This is a genomic window from Streptomyces sp. NRRL F-4489 (assembly GCF_001509485.1).
In the GTDB taxonomy this organism is placed as follows: domain Bacteria; phylum Actinomycetota; class Actinomycetes; order Streptomycetales; family Streptomycetaceae; genus Streptomyces.
The window spans coordinates 1-24,396 of sequence record NZ_LLZI01000290.1 but is presented as its reverse complement, the minus strand read 5'-3'; the positions used below and the strand labels follow the sequence as shown (position 1 = coordinate 24,396).

Genomic DNA, 24,396 nt, shown 5'->3' with positions numbered 1-24,396 from the left:
CCTTAGGGGGGCGCCGAACGGATCCCGTAGGGGTCGTGAAGGCCCCCTGCGGGGCCACAACGAGGCGGGGGCGGGCGGGTATTCCCGGGGGCGGTGCCGCGGGCGAGGGCCCGTACGGCTCCCGCAGTCCCCACGGGCGCCGGAGGCCCCGCGGCGCCGAAGCCAACCCACATGTGTGACTACCCGCCGGTTAGGGCATCCGGTGCGCGGTCGGGGCGTGAGCATGGGGCCGTGGTCGGGAGCAGGGCGTTGCGGGCGCATCTCGTGGAGGCGGGGCTGGCGGGGCGGATCGGGACGGCGCGGGAGCAGAGCCTGCGGCGGTACCGGCTGTTCGCGGCGCGGGATCCGCGGGTGCTGCTGGGGCTGGAGCCGGACGGCGACTGGACGTTCGGCGAGGTGCTGCGGCTGATGGGGCGGACCTGCGGGGTTTCGGACGATCCGGCGCGTACGTCCGGCCGGGACGCGATCGACCCGGACCGGACGGTCGCGGCGCTGGACGCCTTCGCCGGCCGGCTCGCCGCGGCGGCCGCGCGCCGGGCGCCGGTCCTGCTCGGCACCGGCCATCCGCACCGGCTGCTGGGGTTCTACGCCGCCCTCGCAGACGCCCTCTCGGCGGCGGGCTGCCCCGTCCTCACCCCCGCGTATGGCCGCCGTATCGACATGGCGACCCGGTTCGGGGTACGCACCCGCGTCCTGGCGTACGTACGGGGAGTCGCGCTGATGCGAGAGACCGGCGTGCGGGGCGCACCGGACGAGGGGGGCGTGCACACCCATTCCCCGCTGCCGGTGCGGACCGCGCTGGGGGCCGCGGCGGCCGCCGGCGGGCCGCTCCCCGAGCTGGTCATCGGGGACCACGGATGGGTCTGCGGGGCAGGTCAGCTGGGGGTCGAGGCGGTCGGGCTGGCGGACTCCGACGACCCCGCGCCGTTCGTCGGGGCGGCCGAGGGGCGGCTGTCCGCGGTGGTGCCGGTGGACGACACGGTGCGGTCGGTGCACTACCGCCCCCTGGCCCGGTATGTCCTGAAGAAAGCATCTCTGTACCGATAGGCGGCTGTTCGCTGCTCCTCTTCCCCACTCGCATCACCCGCCCCTAATCTGGGGAGTGAACGCATGGCGACGAAGAGTCACCGGAGGGGAAGCCGGTGCCCGTCTTATGCGGAAGGTGCAGGTGTGTGATGGCTGCGGACCAGAGGCCGTTGAACGAGGTTGTGTTCCTGACCGTGGCGGAGGTCGCCGCGGTGATGCGAGTGTCGAAGATGACCGTGTACCGCCTGGTGCACAGCGGTCATCTGCCCGCGATCCGCGTGGGGCGGTCCTTCCGGGTGCCGGAGCAGGCCGTCCACGACTACCTCCGCGAGTCGTATGTGGGGGTGGAATCCGCCTGACGGGCCGTTCGGCGACCCTCGGATTACGCGGTACGGCCGGCGCCGGGTACCCTGACCCGATGTAGGTAGTGTGGGCTCGGACGCCCCGCACCGAGTGAGACGAAGTGAGCGAGGGTAGTCGTGGGCTCTGTTATCAAGAAGCGGCGCAAGCGGATGGCCAAGAAGAAGCACCGCAAGCTGCTCAAGCGCACCCGTGTGCAGCGTCGCAACAAGAAGTAAGCGACGCTGACCGCGATGTCGCGGCCCCTCACCGCCCCTCGTGCGGTGGGGGGCCGCGGTGCGTCTGTGGGCCGTACGGACGGTGGTGGTGGCCAAATGCCGCCGGGGGCATCGTGCGGTCACCGCGGCGCAACACCGACCCGATAGCGTGAGCCGCACAGCTCGGCGCGGCTGAGGCCGCTGCGGGAAGGAGGGCCGATCTTGGGCAACACCGTGCTCGTCACAGGCGTCGCACGGCAGCTGGGGGGCCGGTTCGTCCGACGCATCCAGCGCGATCCCGACGTCGACCGGGTGATCGGCGTCGACGCCGTCGAGCCGGAGCACCACCTCGGCGGCGCGGAATTCCTCAAGGCCGACATCCGGCACCCGGCGATCGCCCGCGTCCTGGCCGAGACCGGCGCGGACACCGTCGTCCACATGGACATCAACGGCACGCCCCTGCACAGCCGCGGCGGGAGGGCCTCCGTCAAGGAGACCAACGTCATCGGCACCATGCAGCTGCTCGGCGCCTGCCAGAAGGCCCCCGCCGTCCAGCGCGTGGTCGTCAAGTCCAGTACGAGTGTCTACGGCTCCGCGCCCCGCGATCCGGCCGTCTTCACCGAGAACACCCCGCCCAAATCGCTGCCCAGCGGCGGCTTCGCCAAGGACACCGTCGAGGTCGAGGGGTACGTCCGCGGCTTCGCCCGGCGCCGCCCCGACGTGGCGGTGTGCGTACTGCGGTTCGCCAACATCCTCGGGCCGTCCGCGGACTCCCCGCTCGCCGAGTACTTCTCGCTGCCCGTCCTGCCCACCGTCCTCGGCTACGACCCGCGGCTGCAGTTCGTCCACGAGGACGACGCGATCGAGGTGCTGCGGATCGCCGCCTCCGCGCCGCGCCGCGGCACCCTCAACAGCGGCACGTTCAACATCGCCGGGGACGGCGTGCTGCTGCTCTCGCAGGTCTCCCGGCGGCTGGGCCGCCCCACCCTGCCGCTGTTCCTGCCGACCGTCACCTGGGCCGGAACGGTCCTGCGGTCGCTGGGCATCACCGACTTCTCGCCCGAGCAGATCCGGATGCTGACCCACGGCCGGGTCGTGGAGACCACGCAGATGCGCGAGACCCTCGGCTTCCACCCCGCGTACACCACGGCGGAGACCTTCGCGGAATTCGCCCGCGGCCGCGGACCCGGGCTGCTGCCGCCCGAGTCCCTGGCCCGCACCGTCGACCGGCTCGCCGGCGCGCTGCCCGCGCGCCGCGGCCCGAGCCAGTGAGGAGTTCACCCACGATGGCGGACGCCAAGGTCATCCCCTTCGGCGAGGAACCCCGGGCCCGCCGCAAGGCCCGCCGCACCGGCCGGCCCGGGCACGGCGGCGCCCTCGCGCCCGTCCCCGAGGCCCGCACCGGGCCCCGGCCGGCGCCCGCGCCCCGCCCGGCCGGCGGCCGCACCCTGGACGAGCGGATCGCCGGCGGCCTGGCCTTCCTGCGCCGCCGCATCACCGGCGACTACGAGGTCGACGACTTCGGCTACGACCGCGAGCTGACCGACCAGGTCCTGATGTCGCTGCTGCGGCCGCTGTACGAGAAGTACTTCCGGGTCGAGGTGAAGGGGATGGCGAACATCCCCGACGAGGGCGGCGCGCTGATCGTCGCCAACCACTCCGGGACGCTCCCGCTGGACGGGCTGATGCTCCAGGTCGCGGTGCACGACCACCACCCGGCGCGGCGCCATCTGCGGCTGCTGGCCGCCGACTTGGTGTTCGTGCTGCCGGTGATGAACGAGCTGGCCCGCAAGGCCGGGCACACCCTGGCCTGCGCGGAGGACGCCCAGCGGCTGCTGGAGCGCGGTGAGATCGTCGGGGTGATGCCGGAGGGCTTCAAGGGCATCGGGAAGCCGTTCGCGGACCGCTACAAGCTCCAGCGGTTCGGCCGCGGCGGGTTCGTCTCCACCGCGCTGAAGGCCGGGGTGCCGATCGTGCCGTGCTCGATCGTGGGCGCCGAGGAGATCTACCCGATGATCGGGAACGCGAAGACCCTGGCGCGGGTGCTGGGGCTGCCGTACTTCCCGGTGACGCCGACCTTCCCGTGGCTCGGGCCGCTCGGCGCGGTGCCGCTGCCGACGAAGTGGACGATCCAGTTCGGCGAGCCGATCCCCACGGACGGCTATCCGGCCGAGGCGGCGGACGATCCGATGCTGATGTTCAACCTCACCGACCAGGTGCGGGAGACCATCCAGCACACCCTCTACAAGCTGCTCGTGCAGCGGCGCTCGGTGTTCTTCTGACCGGGGAGAACACCGAGCGCCGGGGCGCGCCGCGGGCCGACTGCCGGGCCGGCGGGGCTACTTGGGGAGGCTGTCGCCGTCGATGCCGAGGTCCGGCAGCAGTCCGGGCAGCAGCGGCGGGAGCGTGACATCGGGCCGGCCCGCGCCGTCCTTGCCGTGGCTGCCGTGACCGCCGTCGTGCGGGGTCGCGCCGTCCTTGGAGCCCGGGTCGAGCAGCCCGCCCGTACCGCCGCCGAGCAGGCCCTCCTGCTCCTGGGACGGCGAGGCGGACGGGCGCGGGGCGCGCTCGGGCGTGCCGGGGGAGCCGGAGCCGGACCCGCGGCCGGCCGGGGACGGGCGGCTGTCGCCCCCCGTGCCGCTGCCGCCGCCGGCGGGCGGGGTGCGGTGGCGGCCCCGGCTGCCCGGGTCCGGCGGGAGGAGCGAGCGCAGCGGACCGACCTCGTCGTCTATGGCGTCGAAGACCGAACTGACCTCGTCGCGGACGTCGGTGAGCTGCACCGGGAGCTTGTCGCGCAGCCGCGTCCAGGTCTCGCGGTGGGACCTGGTGAAGGAGTTCAGCGCCTGGATGGGGGCGAGCGAGCCGTCGCGCTCGTACGCGGCGTGCAGCAGGCGGTGGCCCTCGCCGGCGTCGTGGCGGACGCCGGCCAGAGCGCGGCGGACCTCAGCGAGCGCCTCGTGGTCGAGCTGGGCGACGCGGCCGCGCTCCATCAGGCGGCGGGCCTCCAGCATGCGGGTGGACGCCTGGTCGAGGTAGAGCCGGCCGCGGTCGGAGTCGTCGTCGGCCATGGTGAGCCGGAGGTCCTCCATACCGCGCTTGAGGCCGTAGAGGGAGTCGCCGGGGAGGGCGTCGGTGCTGGCCGCGGCGACGCCGCTGAAGGCGCCGGCGGCCACGCCGACGGTCAGCCCGCCGGCCGCCAGCCCCTTGGACAGGCGGGAGCGCGGGCGCAGCCGGCCGAGGGATTTCGCGGCGCGGTGCGCGCCCCCGGCGTCGCGCTGCTCGGGCACCCGGGTGTCGCCGGACGGGGCGCCTTCGGCGAAGGCGGCCTCCATCGCGGCGATGAGCTGGGCGCGCTGGACAGTCTTGACCTCGGCGGCCATCTCCGGCTTCGGGAGCTCCCCGAGGCCGTCGGCGACCGCCAACAGCCGTGCTTCCGCCGGCGTCCGCGCCGGACTGTCGACCTGGTCCTCGGCCGCCGCGCCCCTGAGCTCCTGCTCCTCCAGGGCCTGGGCGAAGGCGTTGGCCCGCCGGTGCACGGAGACATTCGCGATCACGGGCGGCACCTCCTCTCGTCATCCCGCTCGGCTCCCCGGACTGGCTCGGACTGTCCAGACGGGCCGGATGGTTGCACGCCATGATCCGTATCACCCGATCGGGTGAGTGACGGCGGGCATGGCGTGACCGCATGGAGCCTGCATCCCGCACAACGAGCGGCGCGGCACTCGGGTTACGCACTCACGATGATCTGACCGTCAGGGCATGGCCGGTCACCAACGGTGAGCGGACGGCGGGGTGTTGGGGGTGGCGGACGGGGCGGGCGTCAGCGGGCGTCGTCGGGGAGGAGCCGCGCCAGGGTGCGGACGGCCCGGTACTGGAGGGTCTTGATGGCGCCCTCGTTCTTGCCCATGACGCGGGCGGTCTCGGCGACCGAGAGGCCCTGGAGGAAGCGGAGGGTGACGCATTCCTGCTGCTGGGGGTTGAGCTTGCGGACCGCCTCCAGCAGGGCGGCGTTGGAGAGGGATTCGAGGACCGAGTCCTCGGGGCTGCGCTCGACCTCGTTGGCGTCGAGCATCTCCCCGGTGGTGACTTCCAGGCGGAAGCGGGAGGACTTGAAGTGGTCGGCGACGAGGTTGCGGGCGATGGTCACCAGCCAGGCGCCGAAGTCCCGCCCCTGCCAGGTGAACGTGCCGATGCGGCGCAGCGCCCGGAGGAAGGTCTCGCTGGTGAGGTCCTCGGCCGTGGCGCGGCCGCCCACGCGGTAGTAGATGTAGCGGTAGACCGTGTCGGCGTACTGGTCGTAGAGGCGGCCGAAGGCGTCGGCCTCGCCGGCCTGGGCGCGCTCGACGAGGTCCATCATGCGCCGGCTGTCGCTGTCCGCGGGGCGCCGCGCGGTGGTGGTGCCGGCACCGGCGCGGCGGCTTCGGCCGGCGGTGGCGGCCTTGCCGACCGCAGCGCTCCCGTCGGCCAGCGCGTAGCAGGGGCCGGTGGGGACGGCTGTGGCGAAGGCGGGGACGGCGTACGCGGTGGGGACGAAACTGCGCAGGTGGTCGACGAGTGTCGTACGCAGCGTAGCCAGGCCCGAGGCGTCAACCCCGACGTGTGGGTACACGGGACTCCCAGAGGCAGAGCTTCCATCACGTGCAGTGCGGGACCATTCACCCGTCGTAGGGACGTGTGGGTTCCGGATTGCGTCTGAGGAGAATAACGCTTCGTACAGGCAGCGCTACACCCAGTTGCTCAAATCATCGATTACTTACGGTCCGTGTCCGGTTGGTGGCGGATCAAGTATCGAATACTGAGCAACTATTGATCGGAAGGGAGCGCAATCTGCCTGGTTGGAGGGCGTGTTGTGGTTGAGCGGCAGGAAACGGACTGACCGCGCGGCCGCGGGGGTAGGGAGTGCGGATGGCCCGCGGCCGGGCGCCGTGATCAAGGATGGTCAGCGGCGGCGGCGCTGGAGGGCGGCGGCGGCCGCGGCCCCGCCGGCCAGCGCGCCCACCCCGGCGGCCGCCGGGATGCCGATCCGGACCGCCTTGCGGCCGGTGCGGTAGTCGCGCACCCGCCAGCCGTGCTCCCGGGCGTGCTTGAGGAGGCGGGAGTCGGGGTTGATGGCGTAGGGGTGGCCGACGAGCGAGAGCATCGGGATGTCGTTGGCCGAATCGCTGTAGGCGGCGCAGTGGGAGAGGTCCAGCTCCTCGGCGGCGGCCAGCGCGCGGACCGCCTCGGCCTTGGCCGGGCCGTGCAGCGGCTCGCCGACCAGCTTGCCCGTGTAGACGCCGCCGACGGACTCGGCGACCGTGCCGAGGGCGCCGGTCAGGCCCAGCCGGCGGGCGATGATCGTCGCGGTCTCCACGGGGGCGGCGGTCACCAGCCAGACCTTCTGGCCGGCGTCGAGGTGGGCCTGGGCGAGCGCCCGGGTGCCGGGCCAGACCCGCTCGGCCATGTACTCGTCGTAGATCTCCTCGCCGATGGCCATGAGTTCGGCGACCCGGTGGCCCTGGACGATGGAGAGCGCGCTGTTGCGGACGTCGGCCATGTGCTCGGGGTTCTCCGAGCCGGCCAGCCGGAAGTAGACCTGCTGCCAGGCGAAGCGGGCCAGGTCGCGCTTGTGGAAGAAGTGGCGCTTGTACAGGCCGCGGCCGAAGTGGAAGAGGGCGGCGCCCTGCATGATCGTGTTGTCGAGGTCGAAGAAGGCGGCGGCGGAGGTGTCCCCGGCGACCGGGAACTCCGGTTCGGCCGGGGCCTCGGCGGGCGCCGCCTCCTGCGAGGACTTCCGGGCGGCCTCGGCCGCGGCCTCGCCGGCCAGCACGCTGCGCGCGGTGGCGGGGCGTCTGCGGCGGGTGAACCACCCCGTGGGGAAGAGCGCCCCGGCGGGGCTCCGGTCCGGGCGGGGGGCGGGCGACGGGCGGGCCATGCGGCTAGCGTAGCCAGTTTGTTCGGTGCGGCTGGTTACGGGCGCGTGTCCGGACGCGGCGGGGCCGGCGAAGGGCGCGTTACGGCCGTCCGCGGCGGGGTGCGGCGGCGGTGGCCCGTACCGTCCGGAGGGCTCAGGCGCCCAGGGCGGCCCGCAGGCGCCGGGGGTCGACGCGCCAGAAGTCGTGCTGGGCGCCGTCGACGAGGACGACCGGGATCTGCTCCCAGTACAGGCGGTGGAGTTCGGCGTCCTCGGTGATGTCCTTCTGCTCCCAGGACGCGCCGGTCTCGGCGCACACCTTCTCGATCACCGCCTGGGCGTCGTCGCAGAGGTGGCAGCCCGGCTTCCTGATCAGGGTGACCAGCCGGTCGGCGGGGCGCTTGCGGGGGGTGCGGCTGAACAAGGGGGCCATGGGGCCATTGTGCCGGTTCGCGCGCGGCGCCGGAGGTGGCCGGTTTTCGCTTACCATCGATGGTCGATGTGCAGGTGTCCGGGGGCATAGCGGTGAGGAGTGAGAGCGCGTGCTCCCGTCAGTGCTGCCGCGGATCACCCGTGACGCGCGGGAACGGTGCGGCGGGGGAGTTGGTTCCGCCGGCACCCGTAAAAGACGCGTGAGCCCTATCACTTTGGCCGGGCAAAACGGACACCATCTTTGTGCACGCGTTCACAAAGACATAGCCTGCAAGGGACGGGGCGGTCGGGTTCCTCACGGCCGCCCGCAGCCCCGCTCTACCCGCAGGAGCACCGTGGCAACTGGCCGAACTCACCGACCGGCGACCCGAAGCCGAGGCATCCCCGAGGCCACCGTCGCCCGGCTTCCGCTGTATCTGCGTGCGCTGACCGCGCTCTCCGAGCGCTCGGTCCCCACGGTCTCCTCCGAGGAGCTCGCGGCCGCGGCGGGAGTCAACTCCGCGAAGCTGCGCAAGGACTTCTCCTACCTCGGCTCCTACGGGACCCGGGGTGTCGGCTACGACGTGGAGTACCTCGTCTACCAGATCTCGCGGGAGCTCGGCCTCACCCAGGACTGGCCGGTTGTCATCGTCGGTATCGGCAACCTCGGCGCCGCCCTCGCCAACTACGGGGGCTTCGCCTCCCGCGGCTTCCGGGTCGCCGCGCTGATCGACGCGGATCCGGCCATGGCGGGCAAGCCGGTCGCCGGGATCCCCGTCCAGCACACCGACGAGCTGGAGTCGATCATCCGGGACAACGGGGTGTCGATCGGCGTGATCGCCACGCCCGCGGGCGCCGCGCAGCAGGTCTGCGACCGCCTGGTCGCCGCCGGTGTCACCTCGATCCTGAACTTCGCGCCGACCGTGCTGACCGTCCCGGACGGCGTGGACGTGCGCAAGGTCGACCTGTCCATAGAGCTGCAGATCCTCGCCTTCCACGAGCAGCGCAAGGCGGGCGAGGAGACCGGGCGGCCCGGTCCGGGGAGCGCGCCGCCGGCGCCGCCGGCCCGTTCCGCGGGCGTCGCCACCGAACGCAAGGGACCGGACGGGGACGTGCCCGCCGTGATGCCGGCATGAGCCTCCTCGTCGTCGGACTGAGCCATCGCAGCGCGCCGGTCAGTGTGCTGGAGCGGGCCGCGCTCGCCCCGGAGGGCCGCGGCAAGCTGCTCCAGGACGTGGTGTCGGCCGAGCCGGCCACCGAGGCCGCGGTGCTGGCCACCTGCAACCGCATCGAGCTGTACGCGGACGTGGACAAGTTCCACGCCGGCGTCGCCGAGCTGTCCACCCTCCTGGCCCGCCACAGCGGCGCCGGCCTGGAGGAGCTGACCCCTTATCTCTACGTCCACTACGAGGACCGCGCCGTCCACCACCTCTTCTCGGTGGCCTGCGGCCTGGACTCCATGGTGGTCGGCGAGGGCCAGATCCTCGGCCAGATCAAGGACGCGCTGGCCGTCGCCCAGGAGCAGCACACCGCCGGGCGGCTGCTGAACGACCTGTTCCAGCAGGCGCTGCGGGTCGGCAAGCGCGCGCACAGCGAGACCGGGATCGACAAGGCCGGCCAGTCGCTGGTCACGTTCGGCCTGGAGCAGCTGGCGCGGGACGCGGACGTCGCGGCCTGGGCGCGCGGCAAGCGGGCGCTGGTGATCGGCGCCGGCTCGATGTCGTCGCTGGCCGCCACCACCCTCGTCCGCAGCGGCGTCGGCGAACTGGCCGTCGCCAACCGCACGCCGGCGCGCGCCGAGCGGCTCGTGCAGATCCTGACCGAGCCGGGCGGGCCCGGCGCGGCCACCGGCCTGACCGCCCGCGCGGTGGCCATGGACGCGGTCGCCGCCGAGCTGGCCCGGGCCGAGATCGTGGTGTCCTGCACGGGCGCGGCCGGGCTGCTGCTGACCGGTGAGCAGATCGCCGCGGCGCTGGCCGGCCGCACCGACCGGATGTGGCTGCTGGACCTCGCCATGCCGCGCGACATCGACGCGGCGGTGCACCGGATCGACGGCGCCCGCCTGGTGGACATCGAGTCGCTGGCCGACGCCGCCGCGGCGGCGGACGGGACCGACCGGCCGGCCGGTTCGGCGGGCGCGGTGGCGGCCGACGTGGACGCCGTGCGCCGCATCGTCGCCGACGAGGTCGCCGCCTTCGGCGCCGCCCAGCGGGCCGCGCACATCACCCCCACCGTGGTCGCCCTGCGCACCATGGCGGCGGACGTGGTCAGCGGCGAGATCGCCCGGCTGGAGGGCCGGCTGCCCGGCCTGGACGACAAGCAGCGGGCGGAGATCACCCAGACGGTCCGCCGGGTCGTCGACAAGCTCCTGCACGCGCCGACGGTGCGGGTCAAGCAGCTCGCCAGCGAGCCCGGCGGCGCCGGGTACGCGGACGCGCTGCGGGAGCTGTTCGACCTCGACCCGCAGACCGTCGCCGCGGTCAGCACGGCCGACACCCGGGCGGGCCGGAACGACGCAGCACGGGAGCGGTCATGACCGACAGCACGAGCAGAGCCCTGCGCCTGGGCACCCGGCGCAGCACCCTGGCGATGGCCCAGTCCGGGCAGGTGGCGGAGGCGGTGCGGGAGCTCACCGGCCGCCCCGTCGAGCTGGTGGAGATCACCACCTACGGTGACACCTCCCGGGAGCAGCTGGCCCGCATCGGCGGCAGCGGTGTGTTCGTCTCGGCGCTGCGCGACGCGCTGCTGGCCGGCGCGATCGACTTCGCCGTCCACTCGCTCAAGGACCTGCCGACCGCGCAGCCCGACGACCTGGTGCTGGCGGCCGTACCGCGCCGCGAGGACCCCCGCGACGCGCTGATCGCCCGCGGCGGCCTGCGCTTTACGGACCTGCCCGACGGTGCCCGCATCGGCACCGGCGCGCCCCGGCGGATGGCCCAGCTCAACGCCTGGGCCAGGTCGCTGGGGAAGCGCATCGAGACCGTCCCGGTCCGCGGCAACGTCGACACCCGGATCGGTTTCGTCGCGAAGGGCGAGCTGGACGCGGTCGTGCTGGCCGCCGCCGGCCTGACCCGGATCGGCCGCATCGGCGAGGCGACGCAGCTGCTGTCGCCCGACGTGGTTTTGCCCGCCCCCGGCCAGGGGGCACTGGCGATCGAGTGCGCGGCGTCCGACGCCGACCTCGCCGCCGCGCTCGCCGCGCTCGACGACCCGGTCACCCGGGCCGCCGTGACGGCGGAGCGTTCCCTGCTCGCCGCCCTGGAGGCCGGCTGCTCCGCCCCTGTGGCGGCGCTGGCCGACGTTCCCCCACTTCCGGCGGACCTCCAGGCCGGCGAGCAGCCTGTCACCGAAATGCATCTGCGCGGTGTCGTCGGCACGACCGACGGCAGCACGCTGGTGCAGCTGTCCACCACCGGGCACGTACCTGCCTCTCTTGGCGACGAGTCGGTTCCCCGCACCATGGGCCGGGAACTCGCCGCCGAGATGCTCGCAAAGGGTGCGGCCGGTCTTATGGGGGAGCGAGCACATTGAACCCCACCGCCCCGAACCATTCCGCCTCCGGTCAGGTCACCTTCCTGGGTGCCGGGCCGGGAGACCCGGGCCTGCTGACGTTGCGTGCCGTGGAGGCGCTGGCCTCCGCGGACGTCCTCATCGCCGACCCGCAGGTCCTGGACGTCGTGCGTGTGCACGCACGCGCGCAGGTGGACACACCGCTGCAGGCGTCAGCTGACGAGGCGTCAATCCCCGGCAGTCCCCCTGGCGTTTCCGCCCTCAGGGACACCGCCAATCTTGTCATGACGGCCGCGCGCGCGGGCAAGCGGGTCGTCCGTGCGGTGCCCGGCGATCCCGGTCTCGACGGCAATGTCGCGGAGGAGATGCTGGCCTGCGCGGCCGAGGGCATCGTCTTCGAGGTGGTGCCCGGTGTCGCGGCCGCGGTCGGCGTGCCCGCGTACGCCGGTGTGCCGCTGCGCGACGCCGCGGGCACCGACGTGCGCTTCATCGACGCGCGCACCGCCGACGACCGCTGCTGGGCGGAGCTGGGCGGCAGCGACGCCACCGCGGTGGTCTCCACCAGCCTGGACTCGGTGGCCGCGGCCGCCGGGGAGCTGGTGGCGGCCGGCCGCAAGCCGGACACCCCGATGACCGTCACGGTCGCCGGCACCACCACCCGGCAGCGCACCTGGACCGCCACCCTCGGCAGCGTCGCGCAGGTGCTCAAGGCCGCCAAGGTGCTGCCGTCGCCGGACGGGGGCCAGCCGGTCATAGCCGTGGTCGGCGAGCGCAGCGCCGCGGCGCAGCGCGACCAGCTCTCCTGGTTCGAGAACAAGCCGCTGTTCGGCTGGCGGGTGCTGGTGCCGCGGACCAAGGAGCAGGCCGCGTCGCTCTCCGACCAGCTCGTCTCGTACGGCGCGGTGCCGCACGAGGTCCCGACCATCGCCGTCGAGCCGCCGCGCACCCCGCAGCAGATGGAGCGCGCGGTCAAGGGCCTGGTCACCGGACGCTACGAGTGGATCGCGTTCACCTCGGTCAACGCCGTCCGCGCGGTCCGGGAGAAGTTCGAGGAGTACGGCCTGGACGCCCGGGCGTTCGCCGGGATCAAGGTCGCGGCGGTCGGCGAGCAGACCGCCAAGGCGCTGGTCGCCTTCGGTGTGAAGCCGGACCTGGTGCCGTCCGGTGAGCAGTCCGCGGCCGGGCTGCTGGAGGACTGGCCGCCCTACGACCCGGTCTTCGACCCGATCGACCGGGTCTTCCTGCCGCGCGCCGACATCGCCACCGAGACCCTGGTCGCCGGGCTGATCGAGCTGGGCTGGGAGGTCGACGACGTCACCGCCTACCGGACGGTGCGGGCGTCGCCGCCGCCGGCCGAGACCCGGGAGGCGATCAAGGGCGGCGGTTTCGACGCGGTGCTGTTCACCTCGTCCTCGACCGTGCGGAACCTCGTCGGCATCGCCGGCAAGCCGCACAACGTCACGGTGATCGCCTGTATCGGCCCGGCCACCGCGAAGACCGCCGAGGAGCACGGGCTGCGGGTCGATGTGATGTCGCCGGAGCCGTCGGTGCACAAGCTGGCCGAGGCGCTGGCGGACTTCGGGGCGGCGCGGCGGGATGCCGCGCTGGAGGCCGGGGATCCGGTCACCCGGCCCAGCGAGCGGCGGCCCGGTTCGCGCCGGCGGGCCCGCAGCTGACCCGCTCGCGTGCGCGCCGTGCCGGAAGGGCGTCCCGTTCCCGGGGCGCCTTTCGGCGTGTCCGGGGGCGGCGCCGCGGCCCGGCGGGGCCGACGCGGCGTCGGCAAAGGCGGGGGCCGGGCGGGCGTAGCGTGGAGGGCATGACCAAGTACGGAAGCTTCCCTGGCGCGCGGCCGCGGCGGCTGCGGACCTCGCCCGCCCTGCGGCGGATGGTCGCCGAGCACCGGCTGCACCCGGCCGATCTGATCCTGCCCGCGTTCGTCCGCGAGGGCATCAGCGAGCCGGTCCCGATCACCGCGATGCCGGGCGTCGTCCAGCACACCCGCGACACGCTGCGCAAGGCCGCCGTGGAGGCGCTGGCGGCCGGGGTCGCCGGGATCATGCTGTTCGGGGTGCCGGAGGACGCGAAGAAGGACGCCGCGGGCACCGCCGGCACCGACCCCGACGGCATCCTCCAGGTCGCGATCCGGGACGTGAAGGCCGAGGTCGGCGACGACCTGGTGATCATGTCGGACCTGTGCCTGGACGAGTTCACCGACCACGGCCACTGCGGGGTCCTGGACGCCGCGGGCCGGGTGGACAACGACGCGACGCTGGAGCGCTACGCCGAGATGGCGCGCGTGCAGGCCGACGCCGGCGTCCACGTCGTGGGCCCCAGCGGGATGATGGACGGCCAGGTCGGCGTCGTCCGGGAGGCGCTGGACGCGGCCGGCCACGGGGACGTGGCGATCCTGGCGTACACCGCGAAGTACTCCTCGGCGTTCTTCGGGCCGTTCCGGGAGGCCGTCGGCTCGTCGCTGCGCGGCGACCGCAAGACCTACCAGCAGGACCCGGCCAACCTCCGGGAGTCGCTGCGCGAGCTGGCGCTCGACCTCGCCGAGGGCGCCGACATGGTGATGGTCAAGCCGGCGCTGCCCTACCTGGACGTGCTGGCGAGGATCGCGGACGAGGCGGACGTGCCGGTCGCCGCGTACCAGGTCTCGGGCGAGTACGCGATGGTCGAGGCGGCCGCGGAGAAGGGCTGGATCGACCGGGAGAAGGCGATCCTGGAGAGCCTGACCGGCATCAAGCGGGCCGGTGCGGACATGATCCTCACCTACTGGGCGACGGAGGCCGCGCGCGCCCTGTGAGGCGCCGGACCCGCGTACGCGGAAGGGCCCGCCACCGGATGTCCGGGGCGGGCCCTTCCGCGTACGGCCGGGGGTCAGAGCCGCTCGGGGGTGCGGATGCCGAGCAGCGCCATGCCCTTGTGGAGGGTGCGGGCGGTCAGGTCGCACAGGAAGAGGCGGTTCTCCACCTGGGCGGGGCTCTCCGCCTTCAGCACCGGGCACTGGTCGTAGAACGTCGTGTACAGCGAGGCGAGCTGGTAGAGGTACGCGGCGAGCTTGTGCGGCGCGTACTCCGCGGCGGCCTCGGCGGTGGTGGCGCCGAACGCGTCGAGGTGCAGCCCCAGGGCGCGCTCGGCCGGGGCCAGCGCCAGCTCCGGGTGCGCGGCCGGGCCGGTGTCGCCGGCCTTGCGCAGGATCGACTGGATCCGGGCGTAGGCGTACTGGAGGTAGACGGAGGTGTCGCCGTTGAGGGACACCATCTGGTCCAGGTCGAACTTGTAGTCCCGGCTGGGGGAGGTGGAGAGGTCGGCGTACTTCACCGCGCCGATGCCGACCTGCGCGGCCCGCTCCTGGATCTCGTCCTCGGTGAGGTCCTGGGCCTTCTCGCGGACCACCTCGGCGGCCCGCTGCACCGCCTCGTCGAGGAGGTCCTCCAGCCGCACCGTCTCGCCGGCCCGGGTCTTGAACGGCTTGCCGTCCGCGCCGAGGACCGTGCCGTAGCCCATGTTGTGGGCGGTGACCTGATCGTTGAGCCAGCCGGCCCGGCGGGCGGTCTCGAAGACCATCCGGAAGTGCAGCGACTGGCGGACGTCGACGACGTAGAGCAGCGTCGTGGCGTGCAGGCCGGTGACGCGGTCGCGGATGGCGGAGAGGTCGCTGGCGGCGTAGCCGAAGCCGCCGTCGGCCTTCTGGACGATCAGCGGGACGGGCTTGTCGTCCTTGCCCTTGATGTCGTCGAAGAACACCACGAGCGCGCCCTCGGAGCGGACCGCGACGCCGGACTCCTCCAGGAGCCGCGCCGTCTCGGCCATCATGTCGTTGTACGCCGACTCGCCGACGATCTCCTCGTCGCGGATCTCCATGTCCAGCTTCTCGAAGACCGAGTAGAAGTAGACCTTCGACTCGTCGACGAACCGCTGCCACAGCTCCAGCGTCTCGCGGTCGCCGGACTGCAGGGCGACGACCCGCTTGCGGGCGCGCTCCTTGAAGTCCTCGTCGGCGTCGAAGACCGCGCGGGACGCCTTGTAGACGCGGTTGAGGTTGCTCATCGCCTGCTCGCCGTCGGTGTCGGCGGCCGGGGCGAGCTGGTCGGGGTGCTCGATGAGGTACTGGATGAGCATGCCGAACTGGGTGCCCCAGTCGCCGATGTGGTGGCGGCCGATGGTCTTCTCGCCCGTGAAGTCGAGGAGGTTGCGCAGGGCGTCGCCGATGACGGCCGAGCGCAGGTGGCCGACGTGCATCTCCTTGGCGACGTTGGGCTGCGCGTAGTCGATGACGGTGGTGCCGGTCTTCTCGGCGTACGGCACGCCGAGCCGGTCGTCGGCGGCGCGGGCGGCCAGCGTCTCGGTGATCGCGCGGTCGGCGACGGTGAGGTTGAGGAAGCCGGGGCCGGAGACCTCGACGCCGGAGAGCACGGCGTCGCCGCCGAGCGCGTCGGCGACGGCCCCGGCCAGCTCGCGGGGGTTGCCCTTGAGCTTCTTGGCGAGCGCCAGCAGGCCGTTGGCCTGGAAGTCCGCGCGGTCACTGCGTCGCAGCAGCGGGTCCGCGGCGCCGGCCTCCGGCAGGGCTGCCGAGAGGGCGTCCGCGACGCGCTGGTTGACCGTAGCTGCGAGGGAGGTGACCGAGGCCATGGGCTGCCGTTCCGTTGGGGTGGAAAGGGTTTGCCCCGAGTATCCCATGGCGCCACCACTGAATTTCTGTCCGGCGGGCGTCTGGGACAATGGCCGGTGTCGGGCTTGTCGCCCGGCCGGACCGTTCCGCCCCCGCAGGCGCACGACGCCGGCGCGGCGCCGGAGGGCGCGGGGAACCCGGCGGGCAGACCGGGCCCCCGGGGCACTTTGGACACCAGGAAGAGGAAGGGCCGATCGTGGCTCAGCAGAGCACCGAGACCGACTGGGTCTCCAGGTTCGCGGACGAGGTCATTGCCGAGGCGGAGCGCCGCGCCCCCGGCAAAGTGACATCAGGCGCTTCCGCACCGGAGGTCGTCGTCGCCTCGGGCCTGAGCCCGTCCGGCCCGATCCACCTCGGCAATCTGCGCGAGGTGATGACCCCGCATCTGGTCGCGGACGAGATCCGCCGCCGCGGCATCCCGTGCACGCACATCCTGAGCTGGGACGACTACGACCGGTTCCGCAAGGTCCCGGCGGGCATCGACCCGTCCTGGGAGGAGCACATCGGCAAGCCGCTGACGGCCGTGCCCGCCCCGCCCGGCAGCGCGTACCCGAACTGGGCCGAGCACTTCAAGGCGGCCATGGAGGAGGCGCTGGCGGAGCTGGGCATCGAGTACCGCGGCATCAGCCAGACCGCCCAGTACACCTCCGGCGCGTACCGCGAGCAGATCCTGCACGCGATGCGGCACCGCAAGGAGATCGACGCGGTCCTGGACCGCTACCGCACCAAGGACAAGGCGACCGGCAAGCCGAAGAAGCAGCAGCAGAAGCCGGTCGACGAGGCGGAGCTGGAGGCGGCGGAGGGCTCCGGCGCGGCCAGTGAGGACGACGGCAGCGCGGGCGGTGCGGGCTACTTCCCGTACAAGCCGTACTGCACGGCCTGCAACAAGGACTTCACCAAGGTCATCGGCTACGACGACGCGACCACCGAGCTGACGTACGAGTGCGTGGCCTGCGCGCACTCCGAGACGGTGGCGCTGAGCGAGTTCGACCACGGCAAGCTGGTGTGGAAGGTCGACTGGCCGATGCGCTGGGCGTACGAGGGTGTGGTCTTCGAGCCCTCGGGCGTGGACCACTCCTCGCCGGGCTCGTCGTTCGTGGTCGGCGGGCAGATCGTCCGCGAGGTGTTCGGCGCGGAGCAGCCGATCGGCCCGATGTACGCCTTCGTCGGCATCAGCGGGATGGCGAAGATGTCGTCGTCCAAGGGCGGGGTGCCCACCCCGGGCGACGCGCTGAAGATCATGGAGGCGCCGCTGCTGCGCTGGCTGTACGCCCGCCGCAAGCCCAACCAGTCCTTCAAGATCGCCTTCGACCAGGAGATCCAGCGGCTCTACGACGAGTGGGACAAGCTCGCCGCCAAGGTCGCCGACGGCACCGCGCAGCCCGCGGACGCCGCGGCGTACGCCCGGGCCGTGGGCACCGCCGCCGGTGAACTCCCGCGCACCCCGCGCCCGCTGCCCTACCGCACGCTGGCCTCGGTCGTGGACATCACCGCCGGGCACGACGAGCAGACCCTGCGCATCCTGAGCGAACTGGACCCGGAGAAGCCGGTCACCTCGCTGGACGAGACCCGGCCGCGGCTGGACAAGGCCGAGCACTGGATCACCACCCAGGTCCCCGCCGACCAGCGCACCGTCGTCCGCGCCGAGCCGGACGCGGAGCTGCTGGCCTCCCTCGACGAGCAGTCCCGCGGCGCGCTGCGGCTGCTGCTCGACGGACTGGACGACCACTGGTCGCTGGACGGCCTGACGACGCTGGTCTACGGCGTGCCGAAGATCCAGGCGGGGCTGAGCCCGGAGGCGAAGCCGACGCCGGAGCTGAAGGTGGCCCAGCGCGCCTTCTTCGCGCTCCTCTACAACCTCCTGGTCGGCCGGGACACCGGTCCCCGGCTGCCCACGCTGCTGCTGGCCGTCGGCGCGGACCGGGTCCGCACGCTGCTGGGCGGCTGACGGCGGGAGGAGGGCGGTCCGCCGCTCTCCTCCTCATGGGCGAGAACGGGTTCGGCCCCGGGGAGGAGGTTTCCCGGGGCCGGATCCGTCACGCTGGGGGCATGCGGGGAATCGTGGGTTTTTTCGTCATGCTCCAGGGCGCGCTGGGCCTGATCGGCCTGTTCTTCTTCGACGGCCCGTGGGGCGTGCTGCGGCACTGGTTCGATCTGCCGTGGCCGGCCTACCTGGGCGTCTTCGCCGCGGGGCTGGCCCTGATGGCGTGGGGCGAGCACGACCGCGGCCGGAAGAAGCCGGAGGGGGCGGGCGGCGCGGGCTGACCGGCCCGGCGGCCGCCCGCCGCCCGCCCTCCGGTCAGCTCTTGGCGGGCGGGGCGCCGTTGGCCTTGGCCGCGGTGGCGACGGCCTCCTTGGCGGCGGCCTGGGCGGCCTTGAGGAGGTCGTTGCCGTTGGGGGTGTCGGCGCCGGCCAGGCCCGCGCCGTTGTAGTCGACCGTCACGACGATGTTGGCGGCGCGCGCCACGACCGTCGTGTTCTTGAAGTCGTTGCCGTCCTTCTTGATGTCGTACGTGATCGAGGTCGCCGTGTCACCGGTGCCGGCGGTCTCCACCACGGCGGTCTTCTTGGCGCCGGGGGTGCCCTTGGCGTCGTTGACCTGCTGGGTGAAGAAGTCGGTGGCGCGCTTCTCGCCCGAGCCGAGGGCCGGGTCGGAGTCGTAGCGCTGGTAGGCGACGTCCAGCCAGCGGAACTGGGTGCCGTCCACGCCCTGCTCGTCCGAGCTGCTCCAGGTGCAGGAGCCGCGGGTGGCCGGGTCGGAGGTCTTGCCGGGGCTGCCGGCGGCGTCCTTCACCTTGGGCAGCATCGTGTTGACGGTGTCCTTGGAGAACGCCTCGCACGCGTTCGGCAGCTTCTTGTACTTCGCGGCGGCGACGGTCGGCGACGGGGCGCCGGCGGCGCTGGACGAGCCGGAGGGAGTGCTGCCACCGGAGCTCTTGCCGTCCGAGCCGGAGCACCCCGCGACGAGCAGTACCGGTACTGCCGCGCAGGTGAGGAGGCCGGCGAGTCGCTTGGCTGATCGGTGCATGGTTCCTTCGCTGTTCGTCGTCGTCGGGTCGGTGCGCACCCGGGGGAGCGGGTGGGCCGGCCCCGGGGCGGGGCGGGCACCAGAGCACGGTACGCGGCGGAGCGAGGGGGGCGGCCGCTTCCCGGCACCCGAGAAGAGGGGCGAACCGGACGAAACAGGAACGAAATTGACGTACCGGGTGAACCGCCCCTACCGGACTATTCGCTCAGGCTGTCGACCAGTTCGCCGGCCAGGGAACGCGCCTTGTCCTGCAGTTCCTGGCTTTCCGGCAGCTTCGTCTTGTCCGCGGACCACTGGTCGTAGGTGATCGTCACGATGACGTTCGACGTGCGGAAGACCACAGTGACGTCGCGGTGCACACCCGAGTCCGTGGTGGAGAGCCGGTCGTTGAGGAACGCCGCGTCGCCGAGGCCGTCCAGCTCGCGCGGGGCGAGCGGGCCGCCGGGGCCGACGGAGGGGTCCGAGGGCGTCGGGGTCGGCGTCGGGGTGGCCTGCGCGGCGCCGTCGGCCTTCTTGCCGCCGGGGTCCGTGCCGCCGGGGGTGGCGGACGGGCTCGACGGCCCGCCTGACGGCTTGTCGCCCGGCTTGTCCTTCGGGGTGGCCGTCGGGCCGCCGCCGGACGGGATCCCGGCGGCCTGCTCCTTGCCGCGGTAGAGCTCCGCCGCCCGGTCGTCGTCGCTCACCGCGGGGCTGTACGAGACGACCCGCTGGATGTCCAGGGTGAGGTGGCGGGTGCCCTCGGCGGTCTCCCGCGTCCACTGGCAGCCGACGCGGCGGTCGGTGTCGTAGGTGATGTCGGACCGGCCGGCGTAGATCTTCTCGGCGTCGGCGGGCGCCAGCGGCTGGCCGTCGCCGGGCAGCATGGCGCGCAGGCTGGAGCGGGCCGGGAGGCCGCAGGGCTCCGGGAGGTACTGGTAGCGGCCGGGCTCGGCGGCCTGGGTGGCGGCGGTGGCGTCGCCGGTCTTGCCGTCGCCCCCGCCGGTGCCGGTGGCGGAGCCGCCGCCGCAGCCGGACAGGCCGGCGGCCAGTGCCGCGGTGACCAGCAGCGCGGCACCGGGTACGAACGATCTGCGCGGCATCGTTCGCGACTCCTTCCCTGCGGAAATGCGGTTGCCGCCGAGCGGCGGCCGGTGGACACAATGTCTACCGCACGCCGCGCGGTGAACGCCGGTTCGCTGCCCAGAATCAGGCGCATTGTCCGCCTTTTACTTTTTCGTATCTCCGGGGGAATCGAGTTCCAGCCATGCCGTACACCGAAATACCCGGCGCCAACGTACCGATCCGGATGTGGACCGACCCGGCCACCGTCGAGGGCGTCGCGATGCAGCAGCTGCGCAACGTCGCCACCCTCCCGTGGATCAAGGGCCTGGCCGTCATGCCGGACGTCCACTACGGCAAGGGCGCCACCGTCGGCTCGGTGATCGCCCTGCACGGCGCGGTCTGCCCGGCCGCCGTCGGCGTGGACATCGGCTGCGGGATGAGCGCCGTCAAGACCTCGCTCACCGCCAACGACCTGCCCGGCGACCTCTCCCGGCTGCGCTCCCGCATCGAGCAGGCGATCCCGGTGGGCCGGGGCATGCACGGCGAGCCGGTCGACCCGGGCCGGCTGCACGGCGTCCCCACCGCCGGCTGGGACGACTTCTGGGCGCGCTTCGGCGGGGTGGCCGAGGCGGTGCGGTTCCGCGAGGACCGGGCCCGCAAGCAGATGGGGTCGCTCGGCTCCGGCAACCACTTCATCGAGTTCTGCCTCGACGAGGCCGGGTCGGTGTGGCTGATGCTGCACTCCGGCTCCCGCAACATCGGCAAGGAGCTGGCCGAGTACCACATCGAGCAGGCCCGCGCGCTGCCGCACAACCAGGGACTCGTCGACCGCGACCTCGCCGTCTTCATCGCCGGCACCCCGCAGATGGCCGCGTACCGCAACGACCTCTTCTGGGCGCAGGAGTACGCGCGGCACAACCGCGCGCTGATGATGGCCCTCTTCCAGGACGTCGTCCGCAAGGAGTTCCGCAAGGCCAAGCCGGTCTTCGAGCCGGTCATCTCCTGCCACCACAACTACGTCGCCGAGGAGACCTACGAGGGCATGGACCTCCTGGTCACCCGCAAGGGCGCGATCCGGGCCGGCAGCGGCGACCACGGCATCATCCCCGGCTCGATGGGCACCGGCTCGTACATCGTCCGGGGCCTGGGGAACGCCGCGTCCTTCAACTCCGCCTCGCACGGCGCCGGCCGGAGGATGAGCCGGAACGCCGCGAAGAAGCGCTTCACCGCCCGCGACCTGGAGGAGCAGACCCGGGGCGTGGAGTGCCGCAAGGACTCCGGCGTCGTCGACGAGATCCCCGCCGCCTACAAGCCGATCGAACAGGTCATGGACCAGCAGCGCGATCTGGTGGAGGTCGTGGCGAAGCTGAAGCAGGTGGTGTGTGTGAAGGGGTGACGGCTGCCTCGGGGGCGGCTTTCGGGGTGGTGCCCTGGGGCCGGGCTTCCGGGGTGGGTGCCCCGGGTGTCCGGCCCTCGGCTCGTCAACTTGTGCGGTGCACCTTGGTGTTGGACGCCTGGGCGCGGGGGCGGACGACGAGGAGGTCGATGTTGACGTGCGGGGGGCGGGTGACGGCCCAGGCCACGGTGTCGGCGACGTCCTCGGCGGAGAGCGGGGCGTCCACGCCCTCGTAGACCTTGGCGGCCCGGTCGGCGTCGCCGCGGAAGCGGGTGGTCGCGAACTCCTCGGTGCGGACCATCCCCGGCGCCACCTCGATGACGCGTACGGGCTGGCCGCACAGCTCCAGGCGGAGCGTCTCGGCGAGGACGTGCGCGCCGTGCTTGGCCGCGACGTACCCGCCGCCGCCCTCGTACGTGCCGTGCCCGGCGGTGGAGGAGAGCACGACGACCGTGCCGTCGCCGGAGGCGGTCAGCGCGGGCAGCAGCGCCTGGGTCATGTGCAGTACGCCGAGCACGTTGACCTCGTACATCGCGCGCCAGTCGGCCGGGTCCCCGGTGGCGACCGGCTCGGCGCCGAGCGCGCCGCCGGCGTTGTTGACCAGCACGTCCACGGACGGGAAGCGGTCCAGGTGGCGGGCGAAGGCGTCGACGGCGGCGCGGTCGGTGACGTCGAGCGGGTACGCCTCCGCGTGCGGCAGCTCCGCGGCGAGCGCCTCGATCCGGTCCTTGCGGCGGGCGGTGAGCACGACGCGGTAGCCGGCCGCGGCCAGCGCCCGCGCGGTCGCGGCGCCGATGCCGCTGCTGGCTCCGGTGACGACGGCGGTACGGAGGCCGGGGGTGCCGGCGGTGGCGGCGGTGTCAGCCGTGTCGGCGGTCATGGTGCTCTCCCTCTGCGCGGTGCGGTGCGGGTGGGGTCGGGGGTGCCGGTGGCGCCGGTGGTGCGTGGCGTGGGTGGTGCCGGTGATGCGGGCGGTGCGGGCGGTGCCGGTGATGCGGGCGGTTCGGGTGATCAGGATATGCAGGCGCGGGTGGGGGGTGGCGGTGCGTGGCGCGCGTAGGGCGCCGCTCAGCGGCCGCGCGGGGCGTACATGATCACGGCCATACCGGCCAGGCAGATCAGCGCGCCCAGGACGTCCCACCGGTCCGGGCGGTAGCCGTCCGCGACCATTCCCCAGACCAGCGACCCGGCGACGAACACCCCGCCGTACGCCGCGAGGATCCGGCCGAAGTGGGCGTCCGGCTGGAGCGTGGCCACGAAGCCGTACACCCCCAGGGCGATCACCCCGGCGCCGATCCACGCCCAGCCCCGGTGCTCCCGCACCCCCTGCCACACCAGCCACGCCCCGCCGATCTCGAACAGCGCCGCGACGGCGAACAGGACTGCGGAACGCGCGAGGAACATGGGCCTCAGCGTACGGCGGCCCCCGGCACCCGGTCCGCGATGCGCCGCAGATGCCCCTCGAAGACCTGCCGCGCCTCGGGCGTCAGCGTCCGCAGCGCCACCATCGCCGTCACGATCACATCGCACAGTTCGGCCTGGACGTCGTCCCAGGTGTGGCTGCGGCCCTTGCGCGGGTTCTGGCCGGTGGCCCCGATGACGGCCTGGGCCACCTCGCCGGCCTCCTCCGCGAGCTTGAGGAACCGCAGCAGCCGCTCCTGCTCCGCCGGCAGCGCGCTCTCCCGGTCGAGCCACTGCCGCAGCCCGTCGACGGTGGCCCAGGGGCCCGCCGGGTGGTCGGCGGTGGCCTGGGGACGGACCGCGGCGGGTGCGGTCTCCTGGGGAGAGGCCGGGGCGGACGCGGTATACGGGGACGCGGGGGTGGACTCGTAGTCAGACATGGCCCGATTCTTCCGCTCGTTCCGCGTCCCGTGACCCCTCCGCCCCTAGGGTGAGCCCACGGCCGGGGCCGGCGGCGCGGCCGGGCCGGTGGGCGGTGGTGGTACGGCGGACGAGCGGAAGGCGGGCCGGCGGATGGACGAGCACCCCGCGGTGCCCCGGGACCCGTTCGCGCGGGAGCTGGTGGCCCGCTGCGGGCTGACCCGGCTGCCGCGCGAGGGCGGCTGGTACCGGCGGACCTGGGCCGGGCCGGAGCGGCCGGACGGGCGGCCCGAGGGCTCCGCGATCGTGATGCTGCTGACCGCCGAGCCGGGCGTGTACGCGGCGCTGCACCGGCTGCCGGCCGACGAGGTCTGGCACTTCTACCTGGGGGACCCGCTCAGCCTGTTCCTGCTGCCGGGAGACGGGGACGGGGGCGGTGGCGGTAAGGGGGACGGGGACGCGGAGGGCGGCGGGGGCCGCGCGGCCCGTACGGTCGTGCTCGGGCCGGACGTCCTGGGCGGCCAGCACGTGCAGTTCACGGTCCCGGCCGGTACGTGGATGGCGGCCGAGGTCGCCGGCGGGGGCGCCTGGACGCTCTTCGGCTGCACGATGGCGCCCGGCTTCACGTTCGCGGACTACGAGCACGGGGACGCGGGGCGGCTGGCCGTGCGGTTTCCGCGGGAGGCGGGGCGGATCGGGGAGCTGAGCCGGGCATGACAGGGATGCGGATCCCTCGTGAGCCGAACGGCGGGGAAGGGGCGGGTAGTCCCGAACGGGGCGCCGGGCAGGGCGAATTGAGCCAGACCGGCGGTCCCCTTGGGGCGGGTGGGGGGCCGGGGGTCCCCGGTGGCCGGGAGGGGACGAGCGCCCCCGAGGGGGCCGGTGGCCGGGAGCGGACCGGCGGCCCGGTGGGATCCGCCGGCCGGGAGGGCACCGCGCCCGCCGCGCACCCCGGCTCCCGGCCCGGTGAGGAGCCCGCCGAGCCTGCCGCCCGTCCCGCCCCCCACCCCTCCCTCCCCGACCTCCGCGGTCAAGTGG

The 24,396-nt window shown here is 73.4% G+C and carries 24 protein-coding genes; 14 read left to right on the top strand and 10 right to left on the bottom strand.

What is annotated here, in order from left to right; all coding sequences use genetic code 11:
- Positions 1-231: 231 nt before the first annotated feature.
- The 5 genes from ADL22_RS32635 (at position 232) to ADL22_RS32620 (ending at position 3,865) form a co-directional block, all read left to right on the top strand.
- A complete protein-coding gene (locus tag ADL22_RS32635; protein WP_066988102.1) occupies positions 232-1,047 on the top strand; it encodes a phosphatase in 816 nt (271 codons plus the stop codon).
- 128 nt (positions 1,048-1,175) lie between these two features.
- A complete protein-coding gene (locus tag ADL22_RS32630) occupies positions 1,176-1,385 on the top strand; it encodes a helix-turn-helix domain-containing protein (RefSeq protein ID WP_199836427.1) in 210 nt (69 codons plus the stop codon).
- Positions 1,386-1,505: 120 nt separating this feature from the next.
- Complete coding sequence (locus tag ADL22_RS34355; protein ID WP_003948845.1) at positions 1,506-1,604, top strand: 30S ribosomal protein bS22; 99 nt, start codon at positions 1,506-1,508, stop codon at positions 1,602-1,604.
- A gap of 201 nt (positions 1,605-1,805) precedes the next feature.
- Positions 1,806-2,855, top strand: a complete 1,050-nt coding sequence (locus ADL22_RS32625; RefSeq protein WP_066988098.1) for an NAD-dependent epimerase/dehydratase family protein — start codon at positions 1,806-1,808, stop codon at positions 2,853-2,855.
- 14 nt (positions 2,856-2,869) lie between these two features.
- Entirely contained in the window at positions 2,870-3,865 is a 996-nt protein-coding gene (locus tag ADL22_RS32620) for a lysophospholipid acyltransferase family protein (RefSeq protein ID WP_066988096.1), read from the top strand.
- A 57-nt stretch (positions 3,866-3,922) separates the two neighbouring features.
- Here the strand turns inward: ADL22_RS32620 and ADL22_RS32615 are convergent, their stop codons facing one another.
- The 4 genes from ADL22_RS32615 to ADL22_RS32600 all read right to left on the bottom strand — a co-directional run bounded on the left by ADL22_RS32615 (position 3,923) and on the right by ADL22_RS32600 (position 7,909).
- The gene (locus ADL22_RS32615) at positions 3,923-5,137 is read right to left on the bottom strand and encodes a DUF5667 domain-containing protein (protein WP_066988094.1); all 1,215 of its coding nucleotides are present in this window, start codon (positions 5,135-5,137) and stop codon (positions 3,923-3,925) included.
- Between the two features lie 266 nt (positions 5,138-5,403).
- A complete protein-coding gene (locus ADL22_RS32610; RefSeq protein WP_066988092.1) occupies positions 5,404-6,192 on the bottom strand; it encodes an ECF subfamily RNA polymerase sigma factor, BldN family in 789 nt (262 codons plus the stop codon).
- Positions 6,193-6,522: 330 nt separating this feature from the next.
- Positions 6,523-7,497 (bottom strand): HAD family hydrolase, encoded by a 975-nt coding sequence (locus ADL22_RS32605; RefSeq protein ID WP_107116460.1) that lies wholly within the window; start codon positions 7,495-7,497, stop codon positions 6,523-6,525.
- 133 nt (positions 7,498-7,630) lie between these two features.
- Positions 7,631-7,909, bottom strand: a complete 279-nt coding sequence (locus ADL22_RS32600; protein WP_066988090.1) for a glutaredoxin family protein — start codon at positions 7,907-7,909, stop codon at positions 7,631-7,633.
- Positions 7,910-8,243: 334 nt separating this feature from the next.
- Here ADL22_RS32600 and ADL22_RS32595 point away from each other — a divergent pair, with 334 nt between their 5' ends.
- The 5 genes from ADL22_RS32595 to hemB all read left to right on the top strand — a co-directional run bounded on the left by ADL22_RS32595 (position 8,244) and on the right by hemB (position 14,203).
- A complete protein-coding gene (locus ADL22_RS32595) occupies positions 8,244-9,023 on the top strand; it encodes a redox-sensing transcriptional repressor Rex (protein WP_066988089.1) in 780 nt (259 codons plus the stop codon).
- Positions 9,020-10,423, top strand: coding sequence for a glutamyl-tRNA reductase (locus ADL22_RS32590; protein WP_066988087.1), 1,404 nt, complete (start codon positions 9,020-9,022; stop codon positions 10,421-10,423). Before ADL22_RS32595 ends, ADL22_RS32590 begins: the two co-directional genes overlap by 4 nt.
- Complete coding sequence (hemC, locus tag ADL22_RS32585) at positions 10,420-11,418, top strand: hydroxymethylbilane synthase (RefSeq protein ID WP_066988085.1); 999 nt, start codon at positions 10,420-10,422, stop codon at positions 11,416-11,418. Before ADL22_RS32590 ends, hemC begins: the two co-directional genes overlap by 4 nt.
- Positions 11,415-13,073, top strand: coding sequence for a uroporphyrinogen-III synthase (locus tag ADL22_RS32580; RefSeq protein WP_066988083.1), 1,659 nt, complete (start codon positions 11,415-11,417; stop codon positions 13,071-13,073). Before hemC ends, ADL22_RS32580 begins: the two co-directional genes overlap by 4 nt.
- 140 nt (positions 13,074-13,213) lie before the next feature.
- Positions 13,214-14,203, top strand: a complete 990-nt coding sequence (hemB, locus tag ADL22_RS32575; RefSeq protein ID WP_066988080.1) for a porphobilinogen synthase — start codon at positions 13,214-13,216, stop codon at positions 14,201-14,203.
- Positions 14,204-14,277: 74 nt separating this feature from the next.
- On the opposite strand, the gene argS is transcribed toward hemB, so the two are convergent.
- The gene (argS, locus tag ADL22_RS32570; RefSeq protein ID WP_066988078.1) at positions 14,278-16,032 is read right to left on the bottom strand and encodes an arginine--tRNA ligase; all 1,755 of its coding nucleotides are present in this window, start codon (positions 16,030-16,032) and stop codon (positions 14,278-14,280) included.
- A 236-nt stretch (positions 16,033-16,268) separates the two neighbouring features.
- Between argS and lysS the strand changes: the two genes are divergently transcribed.
- Together lysS and ADL22_RS32560 are read left to right on the top strand one after the other, a co-directional pair.
- Positions 16,269-18,020, top strand: a complete 1,752-nt coding sequence (gene lysS, locus ADL22_RS32565; protein WP_066988076.1) for a lysine--tRNA ligase — start codon at positions 16,269-16,271, stop codon at positions 18,018-18,020.
- Between the two features lie 101 nt (positions 18,021-18,121).
- Entirely contained in the window at positions 18,122-18,337 is a 216-nt protein-coding gene (locus tag ADL22_RS32560; protein WP_066988074.1) for a hypothetical protein, read from the top strand.
- Between the two features lie 34 nt (positions 18,338-18,371).
- Here ADL22_RS32560 and ADL22_RS32555 read toward each other — a convergent pair whose 3' ends face one another.
- Positions 18,372-19,100, bottom strand: coding sequence for a DUF3558 domain-containing protein (locus tag ADL22_RS32555; RefSeq protein ID WP_066988072.1), 729 nt, complete (start codon positions 19,098-19,100; stop codon positions 18,372-18,374).
- Positions 19,101-19,297: 197 nt separating this feature from the next.
- A complete protein-coding gene (locus tag ADL22_RS32550) occupies positions 19,298-20,179 on the bottom strand; it encodes a hypothetical protein (RefSeq protein ID WP_066988070.1) in 882 nt (293 codons plus the stop codon).
- A gap of 164 nt (positions 20,180-20,343) precedes the next feature.
- Between ADL22_RS32550 and ADL22_RS32545 the strand changes: the two genes are divergently transcribed.
- The gene (locus ADL22_RS32545; RefSeq protein ID WP_066988068.1) at positions 20,344-21,537 is read left to right on the top strand and encodes an RtcB family protein; all 1,194 of its coding nucleotides are present in this window, start codon (positions 20,344-20,346) and stop codon (positions 21,535-21,537) included.
- Positions 21,538-21,622: 85 nt separating this feature from the next.
- Here ADL22_RS32545 and ADL22_RS32540 read toward each other — a convergent pair whose 3' ends face one another.
- The 3 genes from ADL22_RS32540 to ADL22_RS32530 all read right to left on the bottom strand — a co-directional run bounded on the left by ADL22_RS32540 (position 21,623) and on the right by ADL22_RS32530 (position 23,378).
- Positions 21,623-22,417 (bottom strand): SDR family oxidoreductase, encoded by a 795-nt coding sequence (locus ADL22_RS32540; RefSeq protein ID WP_066988067.1) that lies wholly within the window; start codon positions 22,415-22,417, stop codon positions 21,623-21,625.
- Positions 22,418-22,605: 188 nt separating this feature from the next.
- Positions 22,606-22,941, bottom strand: coding sequence for a YnfA family protein (locus ADL22_RS32535; protein WP_066988065.1), 336 nt, complete (start codon positions 22,939-22,941; stop codon positions 22,606-22,608).
- 5 nt (positions 22,942-22,946) lie between these two features.
- A complete protein-coding gene (locus tag ADL22_RS32530) occupies positions 22,947-23,378 on the bottom strand; it encodes a MazG-like family protein (protein ID WP_107116459.1) in 432 nt (143 codons plus the stop codon).
- A gap of 133 nt (positions 23,379-23,511) precedes the next feature.
- Here ADL22_RS32530 and ADL22_RS32525 point away from each other — a divergent pair, with 133 nt between their 5' ends.
- Positions 23,512-24,075 (top strand): cupin domain-containing protein, encoded by a 564-nt coding sequence (locus tag ADL22_RS32525; protein WP_066988063.1) that lies wholly within the window; start codon positions 23,512-23,514, stop codon positions 24,073-24,075.
- Positions 24,076-24,396: the final 321 nt, after the last annotated feature.